Source organism: Streptomyces sp. MA5143a, from assembly GCF_900290235.1.
In the GTDB taxonomy this organism is placed as follows: domain Bacteria; phylum Actinomycetota; class Actinomycetes; order Streptomycetales; family Streptomycetaceae; genus Streptomyces.
On sequence record NZ_OLMK01000032.1, the window covers coordinates 25982 to 43836 of the forward strand.

13 protein-coding genes and 4 pseudogenes are annotated in these 17855 nt (G+C 72.9%); 5 read left to right on the top strand and 12 right to left on the bottom strand.

Annotation, left to right across the window (positions count from 1 at the left end):
- Positions 1 to 106: 106 nt before the first annotated feature.
- Positions 107 to 1576 (top strand): FG-GAP-like repeat-containing protein, encoded by a 1470-nt coding sequence (locus SMA5143A_RS16355; protein ID WP_107463654.1) that lies wholly within the window; start codon positions 107 to 109, stop codon positions 1574 to 1576.
- Positions 1577 to 1636: 60 nt separating this feature from the next.
- On the opposite strand, the gene SMA5143A_RS16360 is transcribed toward SMA5143A_RS16355, so the two are convergent.
- Positions 1637 to 2995, bottom strand: coding sequence for a DUF6777 domain-containing protein (locus SMA5143A_RS16360; protein ID WP_181361883.1), 1359 nt, complete (start codon positions 2993 to 2995; stop codon positions 1637 to 1639).
- 161 nt (positions 2996 to 3156) lie between these two features.
- On the opposite strand from SMA5143A_RS16360, the gene SMA5143A_RS16365 reads away from it, so the two are divergent.
- Positions 3157 to 4431 (top strand): streptophobe family protein, encoded by a 1275-nt coding sequence (locus SMA5143A_RS16365; protein WP_107463655.1) that lies wholly within the window; start codon positions 3157 to 3159, stop codon positions 4429 to 4431.
- A 65-nt stretch (positions 4432 to 4496) separates the two neighbouring features.
- Here the strand turns inward: SMA5143A_RS16365 and SMA5143A_RS16370 are convergent, their stop codons facing one another.
- From SMA5143A_RS16370 to SMA5143A_RS45000, 5 genes and pseudogenes are all read right to left on the bottom strand, one after another.
- Positions 4497 to 5792, bottom strand: a complete 1296-nt coding sequence (locus SMA5143A_RS16370) for an MFS transporter (protein WP_107463656.1) — start codon at positions 5790 to 5792, stop codon at positions 4497 to 4499.
- Positions 5789 to 6925, bottom strand: a complete 1137-nt coding sequence (locus SMA5143A_RS16375) for a PLP-dependent cysteine synthase family protein (protein ID WP_181361884.1) — start codon at positions 6923 to 6925, stop codon at positions 5789 to 5791. Before SMA5143A_RS16375 ends, SMA5143A_RS16370 begins: the two co-directional genes overlap by 4 nt.
- Before the next feature lie 139 nt (positions 6926 to 7064).
- Positions 7065 to 7511 carry a hypothetical protein gene (locus SMA5143A_RS16380; protein ID WP_146193912.1) on the bottom strand — a complete coding sequence of 149 codons (447 nt, stop codon included), beginning with the start codon at positions 7509 to 7511 and terminating at the stop codon, positions 7065 to 7067.
- 352 nt (positions 7512 to 7863) lie between these two features.
- On the bottom strand, positions 7864 to 8349 hold the full coding sequence (locus SMA5143A_RS43020; RefSeq protein WP_181361885.1) for a hypothetical protein: 486 nt from the start codon (positions 8347 to 8349) through the stop codon (positions 7864 to 7866).
- A gap of 319 nt (positions 8350 to 8668) precedes the next feature.
- Positions 8669 to 8989 (bottom strand): annotated as a pseudogene (locus SMA5143A_RS45000) (MFS transporter); the annotation flags it as partial.
- Between the two features lie 96 nt (positions 8990 to 9085).
- Between SMA5143A_RS45000 and SMA5143A_RS16395 the strand changes: the two are divergent.
- Together SMA5143A_RS16395 and SMA5143A_RS16400 are read left to right on the top strand one after the other, a co-directional pair.
- Positions 9086 to 9253 (top strand): annotated as a pseudogene (locus tag SMA5143A_RS16395) (MarR family transcriptional regulator); the annotation flags it as partial.
- Between the two features lie 54 nt (positions 9254 to 9307).
- A complete protein-coding gene (locus tag SMA5143A_RS16400; RefSeq protein WP_107463659.1) occupies positions 9308 to 9757 on the top strand; it encodes an RpiB/LacA/LacB family sugar-phosphate isomerase in 450 nt (149 codons plus the stop codon).
- On the opposite strand, the gene SMA5143A_RS16405 is transcribed toward SMA5143A_RS16400, so the two are convergent.
- The 5 genes and pseudogenes from SMA5143A_RS16405 to mgrA form a co-directional block, all read right to left on the bottom strand.
- Complete coding sequence (locus SMA5143A_RS16405; RefSeq protein WP_107463660.1) at positions 9744 to 10733, bottom strand: serine/threonine-protein kinase; 990 nt, start codon at positions 10731 to 10733, stop codon at positions 9744 to 9746. The two genes, SMA5143A_RS16400 and SMA5143A_RS16405, sit on opposite strands and share 14 nt — an antisense overlap.
- A gap of 214 nt (positions 10734 to 10947) precedes the next feature.
- Positions 10948 to 11583: pseudogene (locus SMA5143A_RS16410) on the bottom strand (hypothetical protein); the annotation flags it as partial.
- A gap of 5 nt (positions 11584 to 11588) precedes the next feature.
- Positions 11589 to 13913, bottom strand: a complete 2325-nt coding sequence (locus SMA5143A_RS16415) for an FHA domain-containing protein (protein WP_107463661.1) — start codon at positions 13911 to 13913, stop codon at positions 11589 to 11591.
- A 129-nt stretch (positions 13914 to 14042) separates the two neighbouring features.
- Complete coding sequence (locus tag SMA5143A_RS16420; protein ID WP_099970133.1) at positions 14043 to 14453, bottom strand: hypothetical protein; 411 nt, start codon at positions 14451 to 14453, stop codon at positions 14043 to 14045.
- A gap of 584 nt (positions 14454 to 15037) precedes the next feature.
- A complete protein-coding gene (mgrA, locus tag SMA5143A_RS16425) occupies positions 15038 to 16036 on the bottom strand; it encodes an L-glyceraldehyde 3-phosphate reductase (RefSeq protein ID WP_107463662.1) in 999 nt (332 codons plus the stop codon).
- 127 nt (positions 16037 to 16163) lie between these two features.
- On the opposite strand from mgrA, the gene SMA5143A_RS16430 reads away from it, so the two are divergent.
- Entirely contained in the window at positions 16164 to 17057 is an 894-nt protein-coding gene (locus SMA5143A_RS16430; RefSeq protein ID WP_107463663.1) for a LysR family transcriptional regulator, read from the top strand.
- Positions 17058 to 17114: 57 nt separating this feature from the next.
- Here SMA5143A_RS16430 and SMA5143A_RS16435 read toward each other — a convergent pair.
- A pseudogene (locus SMA5143A_RS16435) lies at positions 17115 to 17855 on the bottom strand (transcriptional regulator); the annotation flags it as partial.

A 17855-nucleotide genomic window follows, 5' to 3' on the forward strand; every position in this document is an offset into this window, starting at 1 on the left:
ACAACCCTCGCGTCCCACGAGGTGTCAAACAGGGCGCCGGACAAGGAACGGGCCCTTTCCGGACACCCCCGCGCTGCCCGGCCGTTTCTTCTCCAGGGAGCCGCACATGCGCAAGAACCGTTCGGCCGCTCTCGCGGCGGCGACATTCCTTCTCGTCTCGGGCGCCGCGATCGTCGCCGCTCCGTCGGCGTACGCCGGGGTGCCGGGCAGTACGCGGGCCAGTGACCGCAACAGCGACTTCAACGGTGACGGGTACGAGGACGTGCTGGTCGGCGCGCCGGGTGCGACCGTCAGTGGCAAGAGCGGGGCCGGGCTGGTGACCGTGCAGTACGGCTCGGCCAAGGGTATCGGCACGAGCGGTGCGGCCGTGTTCAGCCAGTCGACGGCGGGGGTCGCGGGCGCCGCCGAGGCGGGCGACGGCTTCGGCAGGGCGGTCGCGACCGGTGACCTCGACGGCGACGGGTACGACGACGCGATCGTCGGCATTCCCGGCGAGGACCTCGACGCCGTGAAGGACGCGGGCGGTGTGGCCGTCCTGTGGGGGTCGAAGTCGGGGCTCAGCGGTGCCGCGAGCAGCTGGCTGGAGACCGAGGAGCCCACCGCCGGTGAGCGGTTCGGCCTGGGCCTGGCCGCGGCCCGGTTCACGGCCGAGACCGACGGCGACCTCCTCGCCGTCCTGGACGGGTACGACGTGGAACTCTTCGCGTACGACGCCTCGAAGGCGAGCTCCCTGCGCCGGGAGTCCACGCAGCGGATCGCCGCGCAGGCCGAGCCCCGCCGTATCCAGCCCAAGTCCCTGACCACCGGCGACTACGACAAGAACGGCTTCGCCGACCTCGTCGTGTCGGGCCTGAGCGTGGGTGACGAACCGGGGTACGGCTGGTCCGCCTATCTGTCGGGGAACGCCGACGGGCTGAAGTACGAGCGTGACCTGCGCGGCGGACCGGTGGCGGCTTCCGGCGACCTCAACAAGGACGGTTACGACGACCTGGTCACCGGCGAACCGCACTCCCCGGACGACGCGTACGGCGAGACGATGGCCGGCGGCCTGGTCGGCGTGCGGCTCGGCGGTCCGGACGGGCCCGCGGAGGAGCCGGACTGGTGGGTGCAGGACTCCCCCGGTGTGCCCGGTGTGGCGGAGCCCGGTGACGGCTGGGGCTCGGATCTGTCGGTGGCGGACACCGACGGCGACGGCTACGCGGATGTGGCGATCGGCGCGGCGGGCGAGGACATCGGCAGCGTCCAGGACGCGGGCGCCGTATGGGTGCTGCGCGGCTCGGCGTCCGGGCTGACCTCGTCCGGCGCGAAGTCGTGGGACCAGAACTCGGCCGACGTGCCGGGGGCCCCCGAGAAGGGCGACAAGTGGGGCGCCCAGGTCCGGCTGACCGACCCGAACCGCGACGGCCGCTTCGGGCTGCTGGCCGCCGCGCCCGGCGAGAACACCGGCGACGGCCACATCTGGGTGTTCTCCGCGGGCACGGGCGGCGTCACGGCCTCCGGGTCATGGACGTACAACGCCGGTTCCCTCGGGGCGCCGCACGTGGACGCGCAGTTCGGGGCCGCGATCGACGAGTGAGCGTGAGGGGCGGCGGCCCCGGCCCGGGCCTCCCGCACGGTCGCGGGAGGCCCGGGCCGGTCAGGTGCCGTTCGACTGGCCGTTCGACTGGGGTGCGCTGGAGAGGGGCGCGGACTCGCTCGTCGTGCCGCCGTCCGGTGGGGTGTCGTCCGTCTCGGGGGTCCGCGGCTGGGGCTGCGGGGGTGCGGAGGTCGAACTCTTCGGCGCCGACGGGGCCGAGGAGGACGGGCTCGCCGAGGACGACGACGGGCAGGGGCTGGCGGTCCCGTCCCGCTTGGCGCCGGTCGACGTGGACGGGCACGGTTCGGGTGACTTGGTCGGCGGTGTCTCGGAGAACGAGGTCGACGCCGAGGGGGATGGCTGGTCGACCGGCGGGTTGGACTTCTTGTCCTTGTCGCCGGTGTCGCCGGACTGGCGGCTGAACCAGTGGTCGCGGTCGGGGTCGTACAGGATGAACACGTTGATGACCACGGTCGAGCTCTCGACGACCACGACGTTCTGCGGCCGGTACGAGGGCCAGGTGTCGCCCTTGGGCTCGGGGGTGGTCTTCAGCGCGACCGGTGGGCGCAGCGGGTTGCCGCAGGCGCAGCGCACGCGGGGCACGCCCCGGTCGTCGACGAGGACGGCGGTACCGGCCTGGAGGACGGCCTGGTAGGCGGTGGCCGCGCCGTCGCGGTAGCCGTGGTTGGTGACGCGGGTGTCCATGCGCAGCTGCACCGGGGTGAGCGAGCGCAGATAGCCGGGCACGCCGGACGCCTGGACGCCGGCGACGGCCGCGAACGCCTCGTTCTTGGCGGGTACCGCCTGGAGGTAGTCGATCTGCTTCTCGACGTCGCAGCTGGCGGTGTTGCGGGTGCCGCCGTAGAGGCCGGGGGCCGAACCGTCCACGGCACGCGTCACGTTGCCGGGCTCCGACGGGGTCGGTGAGGGCGAGGGGCTCTGTGGGACGGAGCTGTCGGTCGCCGTCGACTTGGTGAACGGGTCGGGGCCCGACTTTCCCGCGGCCTGGAGGAAGACCTCTCCGTCGCCGTTGCCGCCGGACCCGCCGGTGCGGGTGAGGACGACGGCCAGGACCACCGCGACGACGGCCGCGGTGGCGATGAGCGCGATACGGGGAGCGGACCGCCACCAGGGGTGCCCCGGCTGGCCGGGCCCCGGCACCGAGTCACCGGAACCTCCGTCCGGGCCGCCGGGACCACCCGGTCCCCCTGGGCCTCCCGGACCGCCGCCGGTTCCGCCCTGACCGCCGCCGGTTCCGCCGGTTCCGCCGGGGCCCGAGGTGCCGCCGGGGTGTTCCGGTGGCGCCTGGCCGCCGGGCCACGTCGGGCCGGTGGAGGGCGGGCCGGGCTGCGACGGCCCGGACAGGGGGCCGGAGGGGGGCCCGGTCGGGCGGCCGGAGGAGGGTTGTTCGGCGCTCACGGGTCTTCTCCCGCCGTCAGGAATCCGCGGCTTTCTCACTTTTACGCCGCTTTGTTGCACGACAGGCCCATTGTGTGCTCTGGTTCGGCTTCGCCCGCAAGCCGAGCGGTCACCGTCCGTCCGGCGCGCGGAGTGACCTCGCCGTGCTTAGCGTGGCAAGGGTGAGTCCTCAGACCCTGCGTTCTCCGCGGACGGTGCCCGAGCGGGCGACCGCCCGGCACGGCTGGCTCCAGGCCCTCGGCACGGTCCTCGCCGGGCTGGTCGTGATGGTGGTGGTGGCCGCGCTCGGTCTGTGGGCGGCGGGTGCGACGGACCTGCCGGACGACGCGTTCCCTCGGGTGGTCGCGGCCACTGTCGTGACGGCGGTCGGCGGCACCGTCGAGCTCTCCGGCGGCGCCGGGGCCATCGCCGAGACGCAGGCCGGACTGACCGTGATCCCGCTGTCGGTGACCCTCGCGGGGGCGCTGGTGATCGCCGCCGGGTTCCTGCGGCCGCTGCGGCACCGCGCGGTCGCGGGGGCGACCGAACTCGCCGGCTGGGCCGGACGGATCGCCGTGCTGTGGCTCGCGGCGCTCATCGGTGTCTCGCTCGGCGCACGGCAGACGTTCGACATCCCGCTCGGCGACCTGGGGGACTTCCTCGGCACGTCGGCCGACGTGGGCTTCGAGACGGACATCACCTCCACCGTCTTCTTCGGCCTGCTCTGGCTCACCGGGATCCTCGTGCTGGCGCTGCTGGTGTCCCGTGCGGCCCCGCTCCCACCACGGCTGCTGCGGTTCCAGGAGTCGGTCCGCCCGGCGGCGTACGCCATGGTGGTGCTGCTGCTGGCGTACGTGGCACTCGGCGTCGTCATCGGGATCGTGGTCGCCGCGACACGGGGGCATGCCGCCGAGACGGCCGCGGTCATCCTCCTGGGTCTGCCGAACATCGTGTGGCTGACGTTCACGATCGGGCTGGGCGCCACCTGGGACGGGCAGGTCGAGGGACCGTTCGGGCTGCCGATGCCGCAGGTGCTGGACCAGGTGCTGCGCGGCCCCGACGTCTCCGAGCTGAACCTCGGCTCCCTCGCCGAGTACGACGAACGGGTGTGGTGGCTGGTGGTGGTCGACGCCGTGCTGCTGCTGGTCGCCGCGTTCGTGATGGCGGCCCGCTCCCCCGCGCGGGTCCGGCTGTGGCAGCACGCGGTGCACATGGCGATCGCCCTCGTCCTCACCGTCCTGATGATCTGTCTCGTCGCCAGGATCTCCGCCCACTACGGGCTGTCGGTCATCGGCATCGGCGACCTCGGCGGGGACCTGGGCGGGGAGGTGTATCTGCGGCCACGGCCGTGGTCCGCGCTGGGACTCGCCGCGCTGTGGGGGCTGGTGACGGGCTTCGCGGGCGGGCTGCTGGCGAAGGGCGTCCGGCGGCGGGGAGCGGTCGACGAACTCGCGTGAGGCGGACGGGGAAGGGGCGGGCGCCATGGGGGCGCCCGCCCCTCGTCGTCAGCAGAGGGTGTCGGTCAGACCGTCACCGGCTTGGGCTGCGCCGGTGCGGCCAGGCGGCCCGTGCGGTGCAGGCCGTGCACGGCGGCCGCGCAGGCGAGGCCGAGCGCGCACAGCGAGATCCATGGCAGCGCGGGCAGGCCCGCCTCGCGGGCCGCGTCCAGGGCGGCACCGGTGAGGAGGTTGCCGACCGTGATGCCGATTCCGCAGACCGTGTTGTACAGCCCGTAGTGCGTGGCGACGAGCCGGTCCCCGGAGAGGCGGACGATGGTGTCCATCTCGAAGGGGTACGCGATCATCGTGCCGACGGCCAGGAGCAGCGCGGCCAGCGCGGGCGGCACTGCCGCCGCCAGCCACCGTCCGGTACCGGCCGCCGGTACCGGCAGTACGGCGGTCAACAACAGGGGCAGGAAGGCGACAGCCATGACCGCCAGACCCCGGATCAGGGCCTGGCCCGGTTCGTAGCGGGCCTTGCACCAGGCGGTGACCCGGGTCTGGCCGATGATCGTGCTGAGCCCGGAGACCGCGAAGAGCACCGCCACCGCGGCCGTGCCGAACTCGCCGTCCCCACCGATCCGCCGTACCTCCAGGGGCAGGGCCAGATAGACCTGGAAGGTGAGGACGTACGAGCCGACCATGGCCACGGAGAACAGCAGGAAGGCCCGGTTGGCGAGGATGCCGCGCCACTGGGTGAGCACGCCCTCCCGCGGGGCGCCGTGCTGTCCCCCACCGTCCTCGCGGCCGCGTGCGGGCAGGGCGCGGATCTGAACGACGGAGAGCACGGCGAAGACACCGGCCGCCGTCAGACAGGTGACGCGGAAGTCGACGCCGGTGAGGACCATGCCCACCAGCGGGCCCAGCAGGATGCCGGCCTGGTAGAAGACGTTGAACAGGGCGAACGCCTCGACCCTGCGCTCCCCTGCCTCCGCCGCGAGGTAGGCCCGGACGGCCGGGTTGAAGAGCGCTCCCGCGAGCCCCGTCGCCGCCGACGCGGCCAGCAGCGCGGGCAGCGAGTCGACGAAGCCGAGCGCGGCGAAACCGATGGTGCGCAGGACGCATCCGGCGACGATCAGGGGCTTGTAGCCGAGGCGGTCGGCGAGGGTGCCACCGACCACGAACATGCCCTGCTGGCTGAAGTTCCGTACGCCCAGCACGAGTCCGACGACCCAGCCGGCGAGGCCGAGCGTGCCGGACAGATGGGCGGCCAGGTAGGGCATCAGCATGTAGAAGCCGAGGTTGATGGTGAACTGGTTGACCATCAGCAGTTGGACGGCGCGGTCGTGGGAGCGGACCTGGGAGAGGGTGCCCTTCACTCGGCGGCCCCCTCACGGGTCGTGGAGGGCAGGGTGAGGGGGTCGACGACGTCGGCGCAACGGGTCCAGCGGTCGACCTCCTTCTCGTCCGCGCGGCCGATGACGTCGGGCTCCAGCGGCGGCGGCCCGGCGAGGAGGCCGTGCCGGGCGCAGTACTCGTCGTCGTACACGGTGTCGAGGTAGCGCTGCGGTCCGTCGGGGAAGACCGCCACGATCCGGGTGTCGGCGGCCTCGGTGCGGGCCAGCCAGCCGGCGACGAGCGCCACGGCGCCGACGCTCCAGCCGCCGGTCGCGTAGTGCGAGGCGGCGAGCCGGCGGCAGGTGTGCACGGCCTCGTGCGGGGCGACCCAGTGGACCTCGTCGAAGGTGGCGTAGGCGACGTTGCGGGGGTAGATGCTGGAGCCGAGTCCACGCATCAGCCGGGGGCGGGCGGGCTGGCCGAAGATGGTCGAGCCGATGGTGTCGACGCCGACGACGCGGATGTCCGGGTACAGCTGGCGCAGCACCCGGCCGATGCCCGCGGAGTGCCCGCCGGTGCCGACGCTGCACACGAGGACGTCGATGTGCCCCAGCTCGGTGGCGAGTTCGAGGGCGAGGGGGGTGTACGCGGTGGTGTTGTCGGGGTTGTTGTACTGGTCGGGGCACCAGGATCCCGGGTGGCGCCGGAGCAGTTCGGTGACCCGGTCGCGGCGGGCCTGCTGCCAGCCGCCGGTGGGGTGGGGGTCGGTGACGATGTCGACCTCGGCGCCGTGGACGCCGAGCAGGCGGGTCATGGACGGTTCGAGTCCCGGGTCGGTGACCAGGGTGACGGGGTGGTCGTGGACCATTCCCGCGAGCGCCAGTCCGAGGCCGAGGGTGCCGCTGGTGGATTCGATGATCCGCGCGCCGGGGAGCAACTCGCCACGGGCACGGGCCCGTTCGACCATGTAGAGGCCGGGCCGGTCCTTGATGCCGCCGGGGTTGAAGCCCTCCAGCTTCGCCCAGAAGCCGTGCCCCGCCGGGGTCAGCGGTTCGGACACGCGCAGGAGGGGCGTGTTGCCGACGAGCGCGGGCAGCGCCGAACCGCCGGACGCGGTGCGGGGGTCGGTGGGGACACGGGGCGTGCCGGTGGTCGTCTTGGTGATCGACTTCATGTCGTTCGCTCTCGCTGGACGATGAGACGGATGGGAGGTCGTCTCGCGCCGGGCCACGGCCGGGCGGACGGATGCGGCCGGTCCGCCGTTCGTGGGTTCGGCGCGGCAGCCGGTGCGGGGCCGGCTGCGGGCGAGAGGTCTAGATGCGCCACCTGGAGGTACGGACGAGGGCCGTCCTGCCGGTACGGGCGCGTCGGCGTCGGTGCGGGCGACGGCGCCCCCGCCACGGCGGGCGTACGGCGGTCGCGGCGCCGGTGAGCAGGGGGGCCGGGTCGGTCGCGGGCGGCTGGTCGGACGACTGCGGGGCGGGCGCGCGCAGGACGCCACCGGGTACGCACTCCTCGGCCGTGTGGTGGTCGTGGGGCCCGTGCGGTGTCTCGTGGCCGGAGGAGGACTGCACCGCCGTCAGGACGGTGGAGGGCCGCGTCGGCGTCCGGTGGGGCTCGTCGACCGGCCCGTGCGCGAAGGCACACAGGACGATCGTGATCAGCAGGCAGCCGCGGACGAGAGCGGCGAGCAGCCTGGGCCAGGGCGAGTCGGCCCGCGCTTGGCGTACGTACGCGGGCATGCGGGTGCGTAGGGGCACTGGGGGTCCTCCGGGCGTCCGTCGGCTCGGCGGTGCGTGACCTCTGGTCAGGGCACACGGGAGCGAGCGGCGGACGTGGATGCGGGTGCGTGGGGGTGAGTCGGTCGGGCTGGAGGGAGCCTGGGGCCTCTAGGGTCTGTCGTTTGGATCATGCAGACTTCGGGCTACGGACACCAATGGCTGCCGGTGAGCGGGGCTTGGTGCGTGCAGCTGCAAGGCGGAGGAGGGAGTCGACGCGATGGGGGTCCCCCCGCGCGAGGTTGTTCGAGCGTGGGGGAGTTGGCAACCGACGACAACGCCGCAGATGTGCGTGCCAAGTCCCGCGGCCCAGGCGTGATCCAAACGACAGGCCCTAGATCTGCCGGACGACCAGCGATCTCACGGTGACGCACGAAGGGTCGGACGGTCGCGCCGCCCCGATGCGGCGGGCACTCGGCGCGTGTTCCGCAGCCGTCGCTTCGCCGACCGACGCCGCGCCGCGGGGCTGGGCGAGGGCGGGCCCCTGGTTCGGCTGTGCGGAGGCGCAGTGTTCGGCCGGGTGGCCCGCGCCGTGGTCACCGCGTTCGTCGTGGGCGGCGCCGGGTGCGACGGCCGCTCGGACGACCAGGTGTGCGCCGGGGGCGGCCGTCGTCGCGTCGGTGGCGGCGGGTGGGTGCGCGGACGGTGGGGTGGTCGTGGCGACCGAGCTGGTCACCAGGTGTGCGCCGGCGCTTTCGGCGATGGCGCCGTGCAGGAGGACGACGGCGAACAGCACCACGGCGAGGCCGAGCAGACGCGGCAGCGGGCCCGCTGGGACGCGGGCCCGACGCGGGCGTCGGGTGGACCAGGCCGTGATCATGCCGCGATGCTAACCCGTCGCGGAGGCCGGTCGTCCGGTTCCGCCGGGCGAGAGCGTCAACTCGCCAGGCGAATGACCGGTTTGCTGCGGCGGGCGACGGTTCGGGGTGGCGCGCAGGACGTCGGCCGAGGGGACGAGCACCCGCGCCGGCGCGACGACGATGCCCCGAGCACCCCGCTCCGGGCCAGGACGGGACGCCCACGGCGCCGACGTCTCCGCGCCCGGAACGACTGCGCGGCGCTGTCGACTCACGCGACCGGAACGGCCACGCAACACCGCCGGCCACGCGACACCGCCGGCCACGCGACACCCCCGGCCACGCGGCCGCAGCGGGTGCCTCGGTGCCGGTCGGCTGTCGGTCCGCCCCGGTTCCCGGGTCGACGGTCCGCGCCGCCGGAATGAGGGCGGCGACCGCCGCGGCGACGAGTGCCGCGCCACCGCCGATGGTCAGGCCGGTGCGGAAGCCCGCCTCCGAGGGCAGGGAGAAGTCGCCGAGCGTGGTGGTCATCCGGGCGAGGACCACACCCATCACCGCGGCGGCGGTGGACGTGCCGAGCGCACGCATCAGGGTGTTGAAGCTGTTGGCGGAGGCGGTCTCGGACAGCGGCACCGTGCTCATGATCAGCGCGGGCATCGAGGACAGGGCGCACACCACCGAGCCCGCCACCAGCGGGACACAGCACACCAGCAGCATTCGCCGCTTGCCGTGGAGGTCGCCCAGGCGCCCGCCGACCGGGAGGAGGGCGAGCGCCGCCTCGACGAGGAGCGCGAGGGCAATGTCAGCACCCTCGCGCTGGTCCTGTCCGACTGGTCCGACGAGGACATCGCCGGGTTCGCCGACTACCTCCAGCGCTTCAACACCAGCATCGAACGACTGGCCGGGAAGCCGTGGCCGCGCCCGTAGTGGAGGTCGGCGCGACGGGCGCGTCACCGCGCGCACGCGGGTAGTCTCCGGGGCATGCGGATCTCGGTCTCCTCGGACATGGACGAACCCGTGGCCCGCCTCCTCGTCGAGGAGTTGCGCGGTCGGGGCCACGACGTGCTGCCGCACGGGGCGCTGCGCCCGGGGGACGACCCCCAGTGGGCGGCGTGCTCGGAGGCGGCGGCGCGGGAGGTGGCTTCCGGTGCGGCGGACCAGGCCGTCGTGTGCTGCTGGACCGGCACCGGCGCGTCGATCGCCGCGAACAAGGTGCCGGGTGTGCGGGCCGCCCTGTGCACGGACGCCTACACGGCGGACGGCGCGCGGCGCTGGAACGACGCCAATGTGCTGGCGATCGGTCTGCGGCTGACCTCAGCCCCGCTGCTGAGGGAGATCCTCGACGCCTGGTTCGCCGCCGAGGCCAGCCAGGACACCGAGGACCGGGAGAACGTCGCCAGGGTCGAACGGCTCGACCTCAGGGCTGGATGAACACCGGCCTCGCCCAGGCGGGCGGCTCCGGCAGCGGTTCGGGTGCGCCGCTCGTGGACGTCCGCGCGGAGCGGGTCGGCGGATGCCCGGTCGACGTGCCGTGCCGCGTACCGGCGACCCTGAGCGCGGCCACGAAGGACAGGCACGAGTCGTAGCGGTCGTCGGGGCTCTTGGCCAGCGCCCTCGCCAGCACGTCGTCGACGGGCGCCGGCAGATCGGGGCGGTGCTCGGTCAGCGGCGGCGGCTGGTCGTACTGGTGGGCCCAGAGCAGCGCCATGTCGTCGTCGCGCTGGAAGGGCGGGCGCCCGGCGAGGGTCTCGTGGACCACGCAGGCGAGGCTGTAGACGTCGCAGCGGCCGTCGACGGGCTTGCCGGAGATCTGCTCGGGCGCCACGTAGTCGAGCGTCCCCACGAACTGGCCGACGGTGGTGAACCCGGTCAGCGACAGCGACTTCTTCGTCAGACCGAAGTCGGTGAGGTAGACGTGCTCGGGATGGTCGCTGTCCGTGCCCTGCGAGACGAGGATGTTGCCGGGTTTGACGTCCCGGTGCACCAGACCGTGGTCGTGCGCGGCGTCCAGCGCGGAGGCCACCTGGCCGGTGATCCGGGTGGCGGTCGTCAGCGACAACGGGCCCTCCCGGTCCAGGAGGTTGCGCAGGTCCCGGCCTGCCACGTACCGCATGGCGATGTACAGGACGCCCTCGGTCTCCCCCGCCTCGAAGACCGGCACGATGTGCGGGTGGTCGATCGCGGCGGCGACCCGTGACTCATGGGTGAAGCGGCGGCGGAAGGTGTCGTTGCGGGCCAGCTCGGGGGCGAGGAGCTTCAGCGCGACGGTCCGGTCCAGCCGCAGGTCCCTGGCCCGGTAGACGACGGCCATACCGCCGCGGCCGATCTCGTGTTCGATGCGGTAGCCGGCGATCTGCTGCCCGACCAGGTCGGACGGCCGACCCGCGTACGGTCGCGTCTCACTCATCGGGCGTCACCGGGCGCACGAGACGGGTGGGTTGGTGGTCGCTCGGCCCCTGCCGACGGGGGTGGGGTTCCTCCGAACGCTTCCGCGCCCCGGGCTCGGTGTCCATCGCCTCCTGCTCCACCGGCGCGGTGTCCGCCCGCTCGTGCCGCACGGGCGCGGTGTCCGCCCGCCCGTGTTCTTCCGGGGCGGGCTCCTCCGGCCCGAGCTCCCCCACCACGCGGGTCGGTTCCCGGCTCCTTGTCGGCTCCGGGGCCGGGGCGGGCGCCCGTGCCTCAGCCGGCGACGGTGCCGCACCCGGATCCGGGGCGGCGACCCGGGACGGGGCCGGGGCGGGAGCGGCGGCCGCCGGTGGGCCCGGGTCCTCCTGGGGTTCCCCGGCGACGGCGAACGTGCTCAGCCGGGTGCCGTCGCAGTACACCCACCGCTCGTGCGCGGCGTCGAACAGCCACAGCGAGTCGCCGTCGACGACGACACCGATCCGCAGGCCCTTCATCCGGTCGCGGAAGGCCCCTCCGTCGAGCCGTCCGGCCGCGAGGGCCTCCGCCTCGGTGCGGTAGCGCGCGAGGGCCTCCTCCGCCCGGGCCAGCAGGGGGCGGGGGTCGGCCGTGCGGGCGGGTCCGGTACCGGCGGCCGGCGGGGCCTGGGGCACGGCGACGAGGAGGCGGCCATCGACCCAGGCGGACCAGCCGTTGGCGCACAGGACCTGCCCCCAGTCGCCGAGCCGGTCCAGGAGCTGGACCGGGAGCAGCGCGTCGAGGGGCACGGTGGGGCGTGCGGGGTCGGGGGCCTCCCAGGCGGGCAGTCCGCCCGGCGGGACGACGTGCGTGGGGAGGAAACCGGGGGTCGTCATCGCGGCTACTTCCGCATCACCGCGGGTTCGCGGCGGCGCAGCAGACGGGCGACGAGGTAACCGCAGACCAGGGACAGCACGACGAGCATCCCCAGGTCGAGCAGCCACACACCGGCGGAGTGCTCGAACAGCGGGTCGGACGTGTCGGGGACGATCCGTTCGAGGTCGATGGTGCCGGCCATGGCGGCGAACGCCCACCGCGAGGGCACCAGCCAGGCCAGCTGTTCGAGGACGATCGTGCCCTTCACGTCCAGCAGCGCTCCGCAGAACACCACCTGGATGATCGCGAGGAGCACCAGCAGCGGCATGGTGACCTCTTCCTTGCGGACGAGCGCGGAGACGACCAGGCCGAGCATCATCGCGGTGAAGGCGAGCAGGGCCACGGCCAGGGTGATCTCGACGAGCGGCGGCAGCAGGACGCCTTCGCCGCCGGGGGCGTTGAGGTCGACGCCGAGGAGGGCGACCAGGGTGAGGACGACGGCCTGGAGCACCGTGATCGTGCCGAGGACGACGACCTTGGACATCAGATACGCGGATCTGGACAGGCCGACGGCGCGTTCTCGCTGGTAGATGACGCGTTCCTTGACCAGTTCCCGTACGGCGTTGGCCGCGCCGGTCAGGACGCCGCCGACGCACAGGATGAGCAGCGCGTTCATGGCGGTCTCGCGGTCCAGTTCGCTGCCCGCGAGGGCTCGGGCCATGGCGCCCATGACGAACGGCAGCGCGATCATGATGGCGAGGAAGGTGCGGTCGGCGCTGAGCGCGGCGGTGTACCGGCGCACCAGTGTGCCGAGCTGGGCGCCCCAGCTCTGCGGCTTGGGCGGCGGCGCCACGTCGACGGGCGGCGCCTCCGGCAGATACGGGCGGCTCATGGACGCGGTGACGTACTGGCGGTGGAACGGCGAGTCGCGGTACTCCCCCGCCCAGTCCCGGTCCTGGTCCCGTTCGAACGCCTCGAAGGCCTCGGGCCACTGTTCGAAGCCGAAGAAGGCGAGGGTGTCGTCCGGTGGCCCGTAGTAGGCGACCTTGCCGCCGGGCGCGAGGACGAGGAGACGGTCGCAGACGTCGAGGCTGAGGACGCTGTGGGTGACGACGATGACGGTGCGGCCGTCGTCGGCGAGGCCGCGCAGCATGTGCATCACGGAGCGGTCCATGCCGGGGTCGAGGCCGGAGGTGGGCTCGTCGAGGAAGAGCAGGGAGGGCTTCGTCAGCAGTTCCAGGGCGACGCTGACGCGCTTGCGCTGACCGCCGGAGAGGCTGTGGATCGGCTGGTCGGCGCGCTGTTCGAGGCCCAGTTCGTGGATGACCTCGTCGACGCGGGCCTGTCGCTCGGCCTTCGCGGTGTCCTGGGGGAAGCGCAGTTCGGCGGCGTAGGCGAGGGCTCTGCGGACGGTCAGCTGGGCGTGCAGGATGTCGTCCTGCGGGACGAGGCCGATGCGCTGGCGCAGCTCCGCGTAGTCGCGGTAGAGGTCACGGCCGTCGTACAGGACGGTGCCGCTGTCGGCGGGGCGTTGTCCGGTGAGGGCGTTGAGGAGGGTGGACTTCCCGGCGCCGCTCGGGCCGACGACGGCGAGGAGGCATTTCTCGCCGACCGGAAAGGCCACCTTGTCGAGCAGTGTCCTGCGGCCGCGGTCGACGGCGACGGTCAGCTCCTGCACGTCGAGGGAGACCTCACCCGTGTCGATGTACTCCTGCAGCTCGTCCCCGACCAGGCAGAACGCGGAGTGGCCGATACCGACGATGTCACCGGGAGTGACCGGCGCGCTGTCGACGGGACGGCCGTTGAGGTAGGTGCCGTTGTGGCTGCCGAGGTCGGCGATCTCGTAGGTGCCGTCCGGGCGGGCCCGCAGTTCGGCGTGCCGGCGGGAGACCCCGAGGTCGTCGATGACCAGGTCGTTGTCGGCGGCGCGGCCGATGCGGACGGTCCGTGCCGGCAGGGGGCGGACACTGGTCGGCTGCCGGAAGGTGCCGGTGGAGGCGGGCTGGAAGACGCCGGAGGGGTGGACGGGGGCCAGTCCGGTGAGAACGGCCCGTGGCCCGTCCTCGACGCTGCCGAAGCGGATGACGGTGCCGGGACCGACGTCCCATTCGCGGACCCGGTGGCCGTCGGCGTAGGTGCCGTTGGTGCTGTTCTCGTCCTCGATGGTCCAGTGGTCGGCGTGTGCCCTGAGCACGGCGTGGTGCCACGAGACCCGGTCGTCGTCGAGCACGATCTCGCTGAGCGGGTCGCGTCCGACGTGGTACTGGTGGCTCGGGGTCATCACCGTCGAGCCCGACTCGGTCTCCAGCACGAGTGCGGGCGCAGTCGCTGCGATCGACCGCTCTGCCATGCCGAAAATTCTACCGATTCACCCCCATATGCGCGCCCGATGGAGCGACGGCGGAGGCACTCGGTGGGCCGGGGGGCCGCGCGGCGCAGGGGTGTTCGAGGGGCCGCGTCCGGGCCGTGCGGGGAGAGGTCAGGCGGCGGGGGCGGCGATCCGCTGGGCGATCCGCTGCATACGGACGGCGTCGACGGACTCGGCGAGCAGCTCGTACTCGGTGGTGTCGTCGTTGGTGGCGATGCGGACCAGGTTCCCGGCGGCCAACTCCTCGGCGACCAGTTCCTGTTGGACACCGTCGGCGGACCAGGCGCGCAGCATGCTCGGCACGTCGGGGACGGTGTCGGCCACGGGGACCACGGAGTTGGGCGGGAAGGTCGGGTTCTCGGGGCGCGGGTCGAGGCGTTCGGCGATCCATAACGCGCGGTCGCGCATCCACCAGAGCGCCAGCGCCAGGGTGGGGGCACGGTAGGTCCCCAGAGGCACTCCGACGCGCTGTCCGCCGCACATCCCGTACGCGGTGACATGGCACAGGAATTCGTCGTGCACCCTCAGCTCCCCCGATCGCACCGCCGTCGACCGCCGCCCGGCCCCGCTCGCCGTACGGACCCGTTCCCGCCTCACAGACTTGCTGGTCGTGCGCGCCAGGCGAGCGAATGTCACGCACGGTGACGCCATGGACGCGCACGGAGGCCCGCTTTGTTCATGACTCAATCGCCTGTCACTCGAGTATCGCCACTCCTGACGCTCTGTCACCATGCCAATTCAGCCAGTCTCCTGGCATATGCGAGCGCGCGAATGGCCGAAACGATACGACGAGCCCTTCGACCGGGACTCCCTCGGCGGCGGCCGGCGGGATCCCGCATGACCTCCGAGGTGCTCGACGCCCTCCCGGGGCAGGACCGGGCATCGTGACGGTGCCGGATCACGGAAGGGGCCGAGGCGGCTCCGGATCCGGTCCCCGTCCCATACGTACGCCCTCGACGCAGCGTTCAACGGCGTCGACACCTGGAACCTGCCCCTGAGGGGCGCGGCGGCCAGGGTCTGTCGTTTGGATCATGCGGACTTCGGACTACGGGCACCAATGGCTGCCGGTGAGCCCCGCGGCACAGGCGTGATCCAAACGACAGGCCCTAGATCTTGCCCTCGATGATCGCGTCGATGCGGGCCAGTTCGTCGGTCTCGAAGTCGAGGTTGCGGATGGCGCCGACGCTGTCCTCGATCTGGCGCGCGCTGCTCGCGCCGACCAGCGCGGAGGTCACCCGGCCGCCGCGCAGCACCCAGGCGAGGGCGAGCTGGGTCAGCGACTGACCGCGCGACTTGGCGACCTCGTCCAGGGCGCGCAGCCGGCCCACCAGGTCCTCGGTGACGGCGTCGGAGTTCAGGAACGGGCTGTCGCTCGCGGCCCGCGAGTCCTCCGGGATGCCGTCGAGGTAGCGGCCGGTCAGCAGCCCCTGCTCCAGCGGGGAGAAGACGATGGAACCCACCTGGAGCTCGTCGAGGGCGTCGAGCAGGCCCTCGCTCTCGGGACGCCGGTCGAGCATCGAGTAGCGCGGCTGGTGGATGAGCAGCGGGGTGCCCAGCTCGCCCAGGATGCGGGCGGCCTCACGGGTCTGCTCGGCCGAGTAGTTGGAGACGCCCACGTACAGCGCCTTGCCCTGCTGCACCGCCGAGTGCAGGGCGCCCATCGTCTCCTCCAGCGGAGTGTCCGGGTCGGGACGGTGGGAGTAGAAGATGTCGACGTAGTCGACGCCCATGCGCTTCAGGCTCTGGTCGAGCGAGGACAGCAGGTACTTGCGGGAGCCCCACTCTCCGTACGGACCGGGCCACATCAGATAGCCCGCCTTGGTGGAGATGATCAGCTCGTCGCGGTACGGGGCGAAGTCGGCCTTGAGCGCCTCGCCGAACGCGGACTCGGCGGCACCGGGCGGCGGACCGTAGTTGTTGGCCAGGTCGAAGTGGGTGACGCCCAGGTCGAAGGCGCGGCGCAGGATCTCGCGCTGGGTCTCGACGGGCCGGTCGGGGCCGAAGTTGTGCCACAGGCCGAGTGACAGCGCCGGCAGTTTCAGACCGCTGCGTCCGGTGCGCCGGTAGGGCATGTCCGCGTAACGGTCGTGGTGTGCGGTGTACAACGCGACTCCAGAGGGGTTGGCACGGTGAGTCCGGGTTCCCGGTGAACCGCTGCCCACTCTTTCGCGACCTGGGGGCATTGGTCCAACAGAAGAATGCGATGGGATTCAGCGCTTACGCTTCTCAGTCATGGAACTCCGTCATCTGCAGCATTTCGTCGCGGTCGCCGAGGAGGAACACTTCACCCGGGCGGCCGAACGGCTGCTGGTCTCGCAGTCCGGCCTGTCGGCGTCCATCCGCTCGCTGGAACGGGAGCTCCAGACGCCGCTGTTCGTACGGACGACGCGCCGGGTGACGCTCACCCCGGCCGGCCGGGCGCTGCTGACGGAGGCGGAGCGGATCCTGGCGCAGGTGCGGTCGGCGCACGAGGCGGTGGCCGCGGTGCAGGGTGTCCTGCGCGGCATGCTGGCGCTCGGGTCGGAGCAGTGCATCGCCGGGGTGCATGTGGCGGGGCTGCTCGCCGCGTTCCGCCGGCGGCACCCGGATGTGGAGATCTGTCTGCGGCAGGCCGGCTCCGGCGCCCTCGCGGACGAGGTGGCGAGCGGGCGGCTCGACCTGGCCTTCGCGGTGCGGACCGCGCAGGAGGACACCGACCAACTGCGGGTCGTCCCGCTGACGGGTGAGCCGATGACCGTCCTGTGCCATCCCAGCCACCGTCTCGCGGCCGCCGGCGCGGCCGTGACACCCGAGGAGCTCGGCGGTGAGGTCTTCGTCGACTTCCACCCCGACTGGGGGCCGCGCCGCACCACCGACGCCGTCTTCGCCGCCGCGGGCGTCCGCAGGGCCGTGCCCCTGGAGGTCAACGACGTGCACAGCCTCCTCGACCTCGTCGACGAGAACCTCGGCATCGCCGTCGTACCGCGCCACTTCCGGCACAAGCGCGCGTCGCTCACCGCCGTCCCCGTGAAGGGCACCGGCGACACCGTGTACGAGACGGTCGCCCTGCTGCCGCCCCCGCAGGCCATGAGCCCGGCGGCACGGGCCCTGCTGGGGCTGCTGGAACCGCAGATCGACACGTTCTGAGCCGACCGGCCGACCGGCCGACCGGCGGACCAGCCGGTCGGTCGTCCAGTCAGCTGGTCATCCCTCCGCCATGGGCGCCCACTGGTGCTTCCAGGTGGCGTACATGTAGTGCGGCAGCCCCTTGATGCCGGTCGTGCGGAACGGGCGGCCGTGGTCGTCGATCCGGACCGTGCCGGTACGGCCCTCGGAGGACCACTCCAGCTCCAGGTACCAGCGGCAGTCGCACGTCTGGGTCTCCGCGCTGACCAGGAGCACTTCCGGGTCCTCGGCCGACACCTTGTACGGCATGCGCACGGCCGGGATCGGGGTTCCCATGTCGCTGCCGTCGACCGGGCGGGCGAGGGGCCGGCCCTTGTCCAGGTCGACGTCGAAGTAGCGGGGACTGATCCCTCCCCCGCAGCCCTGGTCCATGGCGTAGACGTTGCCCTCGGCGGGAGCGCCGCGGCCGACGACGCGCACGCGCAGTGCCCTGAGCACGACCGCCTTCGACGACCGCCCCTGCACCGAGATCTCCACGAGCGTCTTCCGGCCGTGCACCGCCTGCTGCGTCGCGGCCCAGGCACCCGCGTCCTGCGGCGGCGGGGGCGGCGGAACCTGCCTCGGCGGCCTCGCGATGACGTAGTCGTGGCTGCAGCCGATCTCCCAGACCTGGGAGTCGGCGGTCCAGGTGAGCGGCACCTCGGCCGCCGCGGGTGGTCTGCGCCCGGCGGGCTTGCTCCCACCGGACCCGGGGGTGGGCGAGGCCGACGACGGTTCGGTGGTGGGCTCGGCCGAGGAGGAGGAGAAGGGGGAGGGGGT

Coding starts and splice junctions, on each gene's coding strand:
- SMA5143A_RS16355 (WP_107463654.1), top strand. CDS start 107: ATGCGCAAGAACCGTTCGGCCGCTCTCGCGGCGGCGACATTCCTTCTC.
- SMA5143A_RS16405 (WP_107463660.1), bottom strand. CDS start 10,733: ATGAGTGAGACGCGACCGTACGCGGGTCGGCCGTCCGACCTGGTCGGG.
- SMA5143A_RS16415 (WP_107463661.1), bottom strand. CDS start 13,913: ATGGCAGAGCGGTCGATCGCAGCGACTGCGCCCGCACTCGTGCTGGAG.
- SMA5143A_RS16400 (WP_107463659.1), top strand. CDS start 9,308: ATGCGGATCTCGGTCTCCTCGGACATGGACGAACCCGTGGCCCGCCTC.
- SMA5143A_RS16430 (WP_107463663.1), top strand. CDS start 16,164: ATGGAACTCCGTCATCTGCAGCATTTCGTCGCGGTCGCCGAGGAGGAA.
- SMA5143A_RS16375 (WP_181361884.1), bottom strand. CDS start 6,925: ATGAAGTCGATCACCAAGACGACCACCGGCACGCCCCGTGTCCCCACC.
- SMA5143A_RS43020 (WP_181361885.1), bottom strand. CDS start 8,349: ATGATCACGGCCTGGTCCACCCGACGCCCGCGTCGGGCCCGCGTCCCA.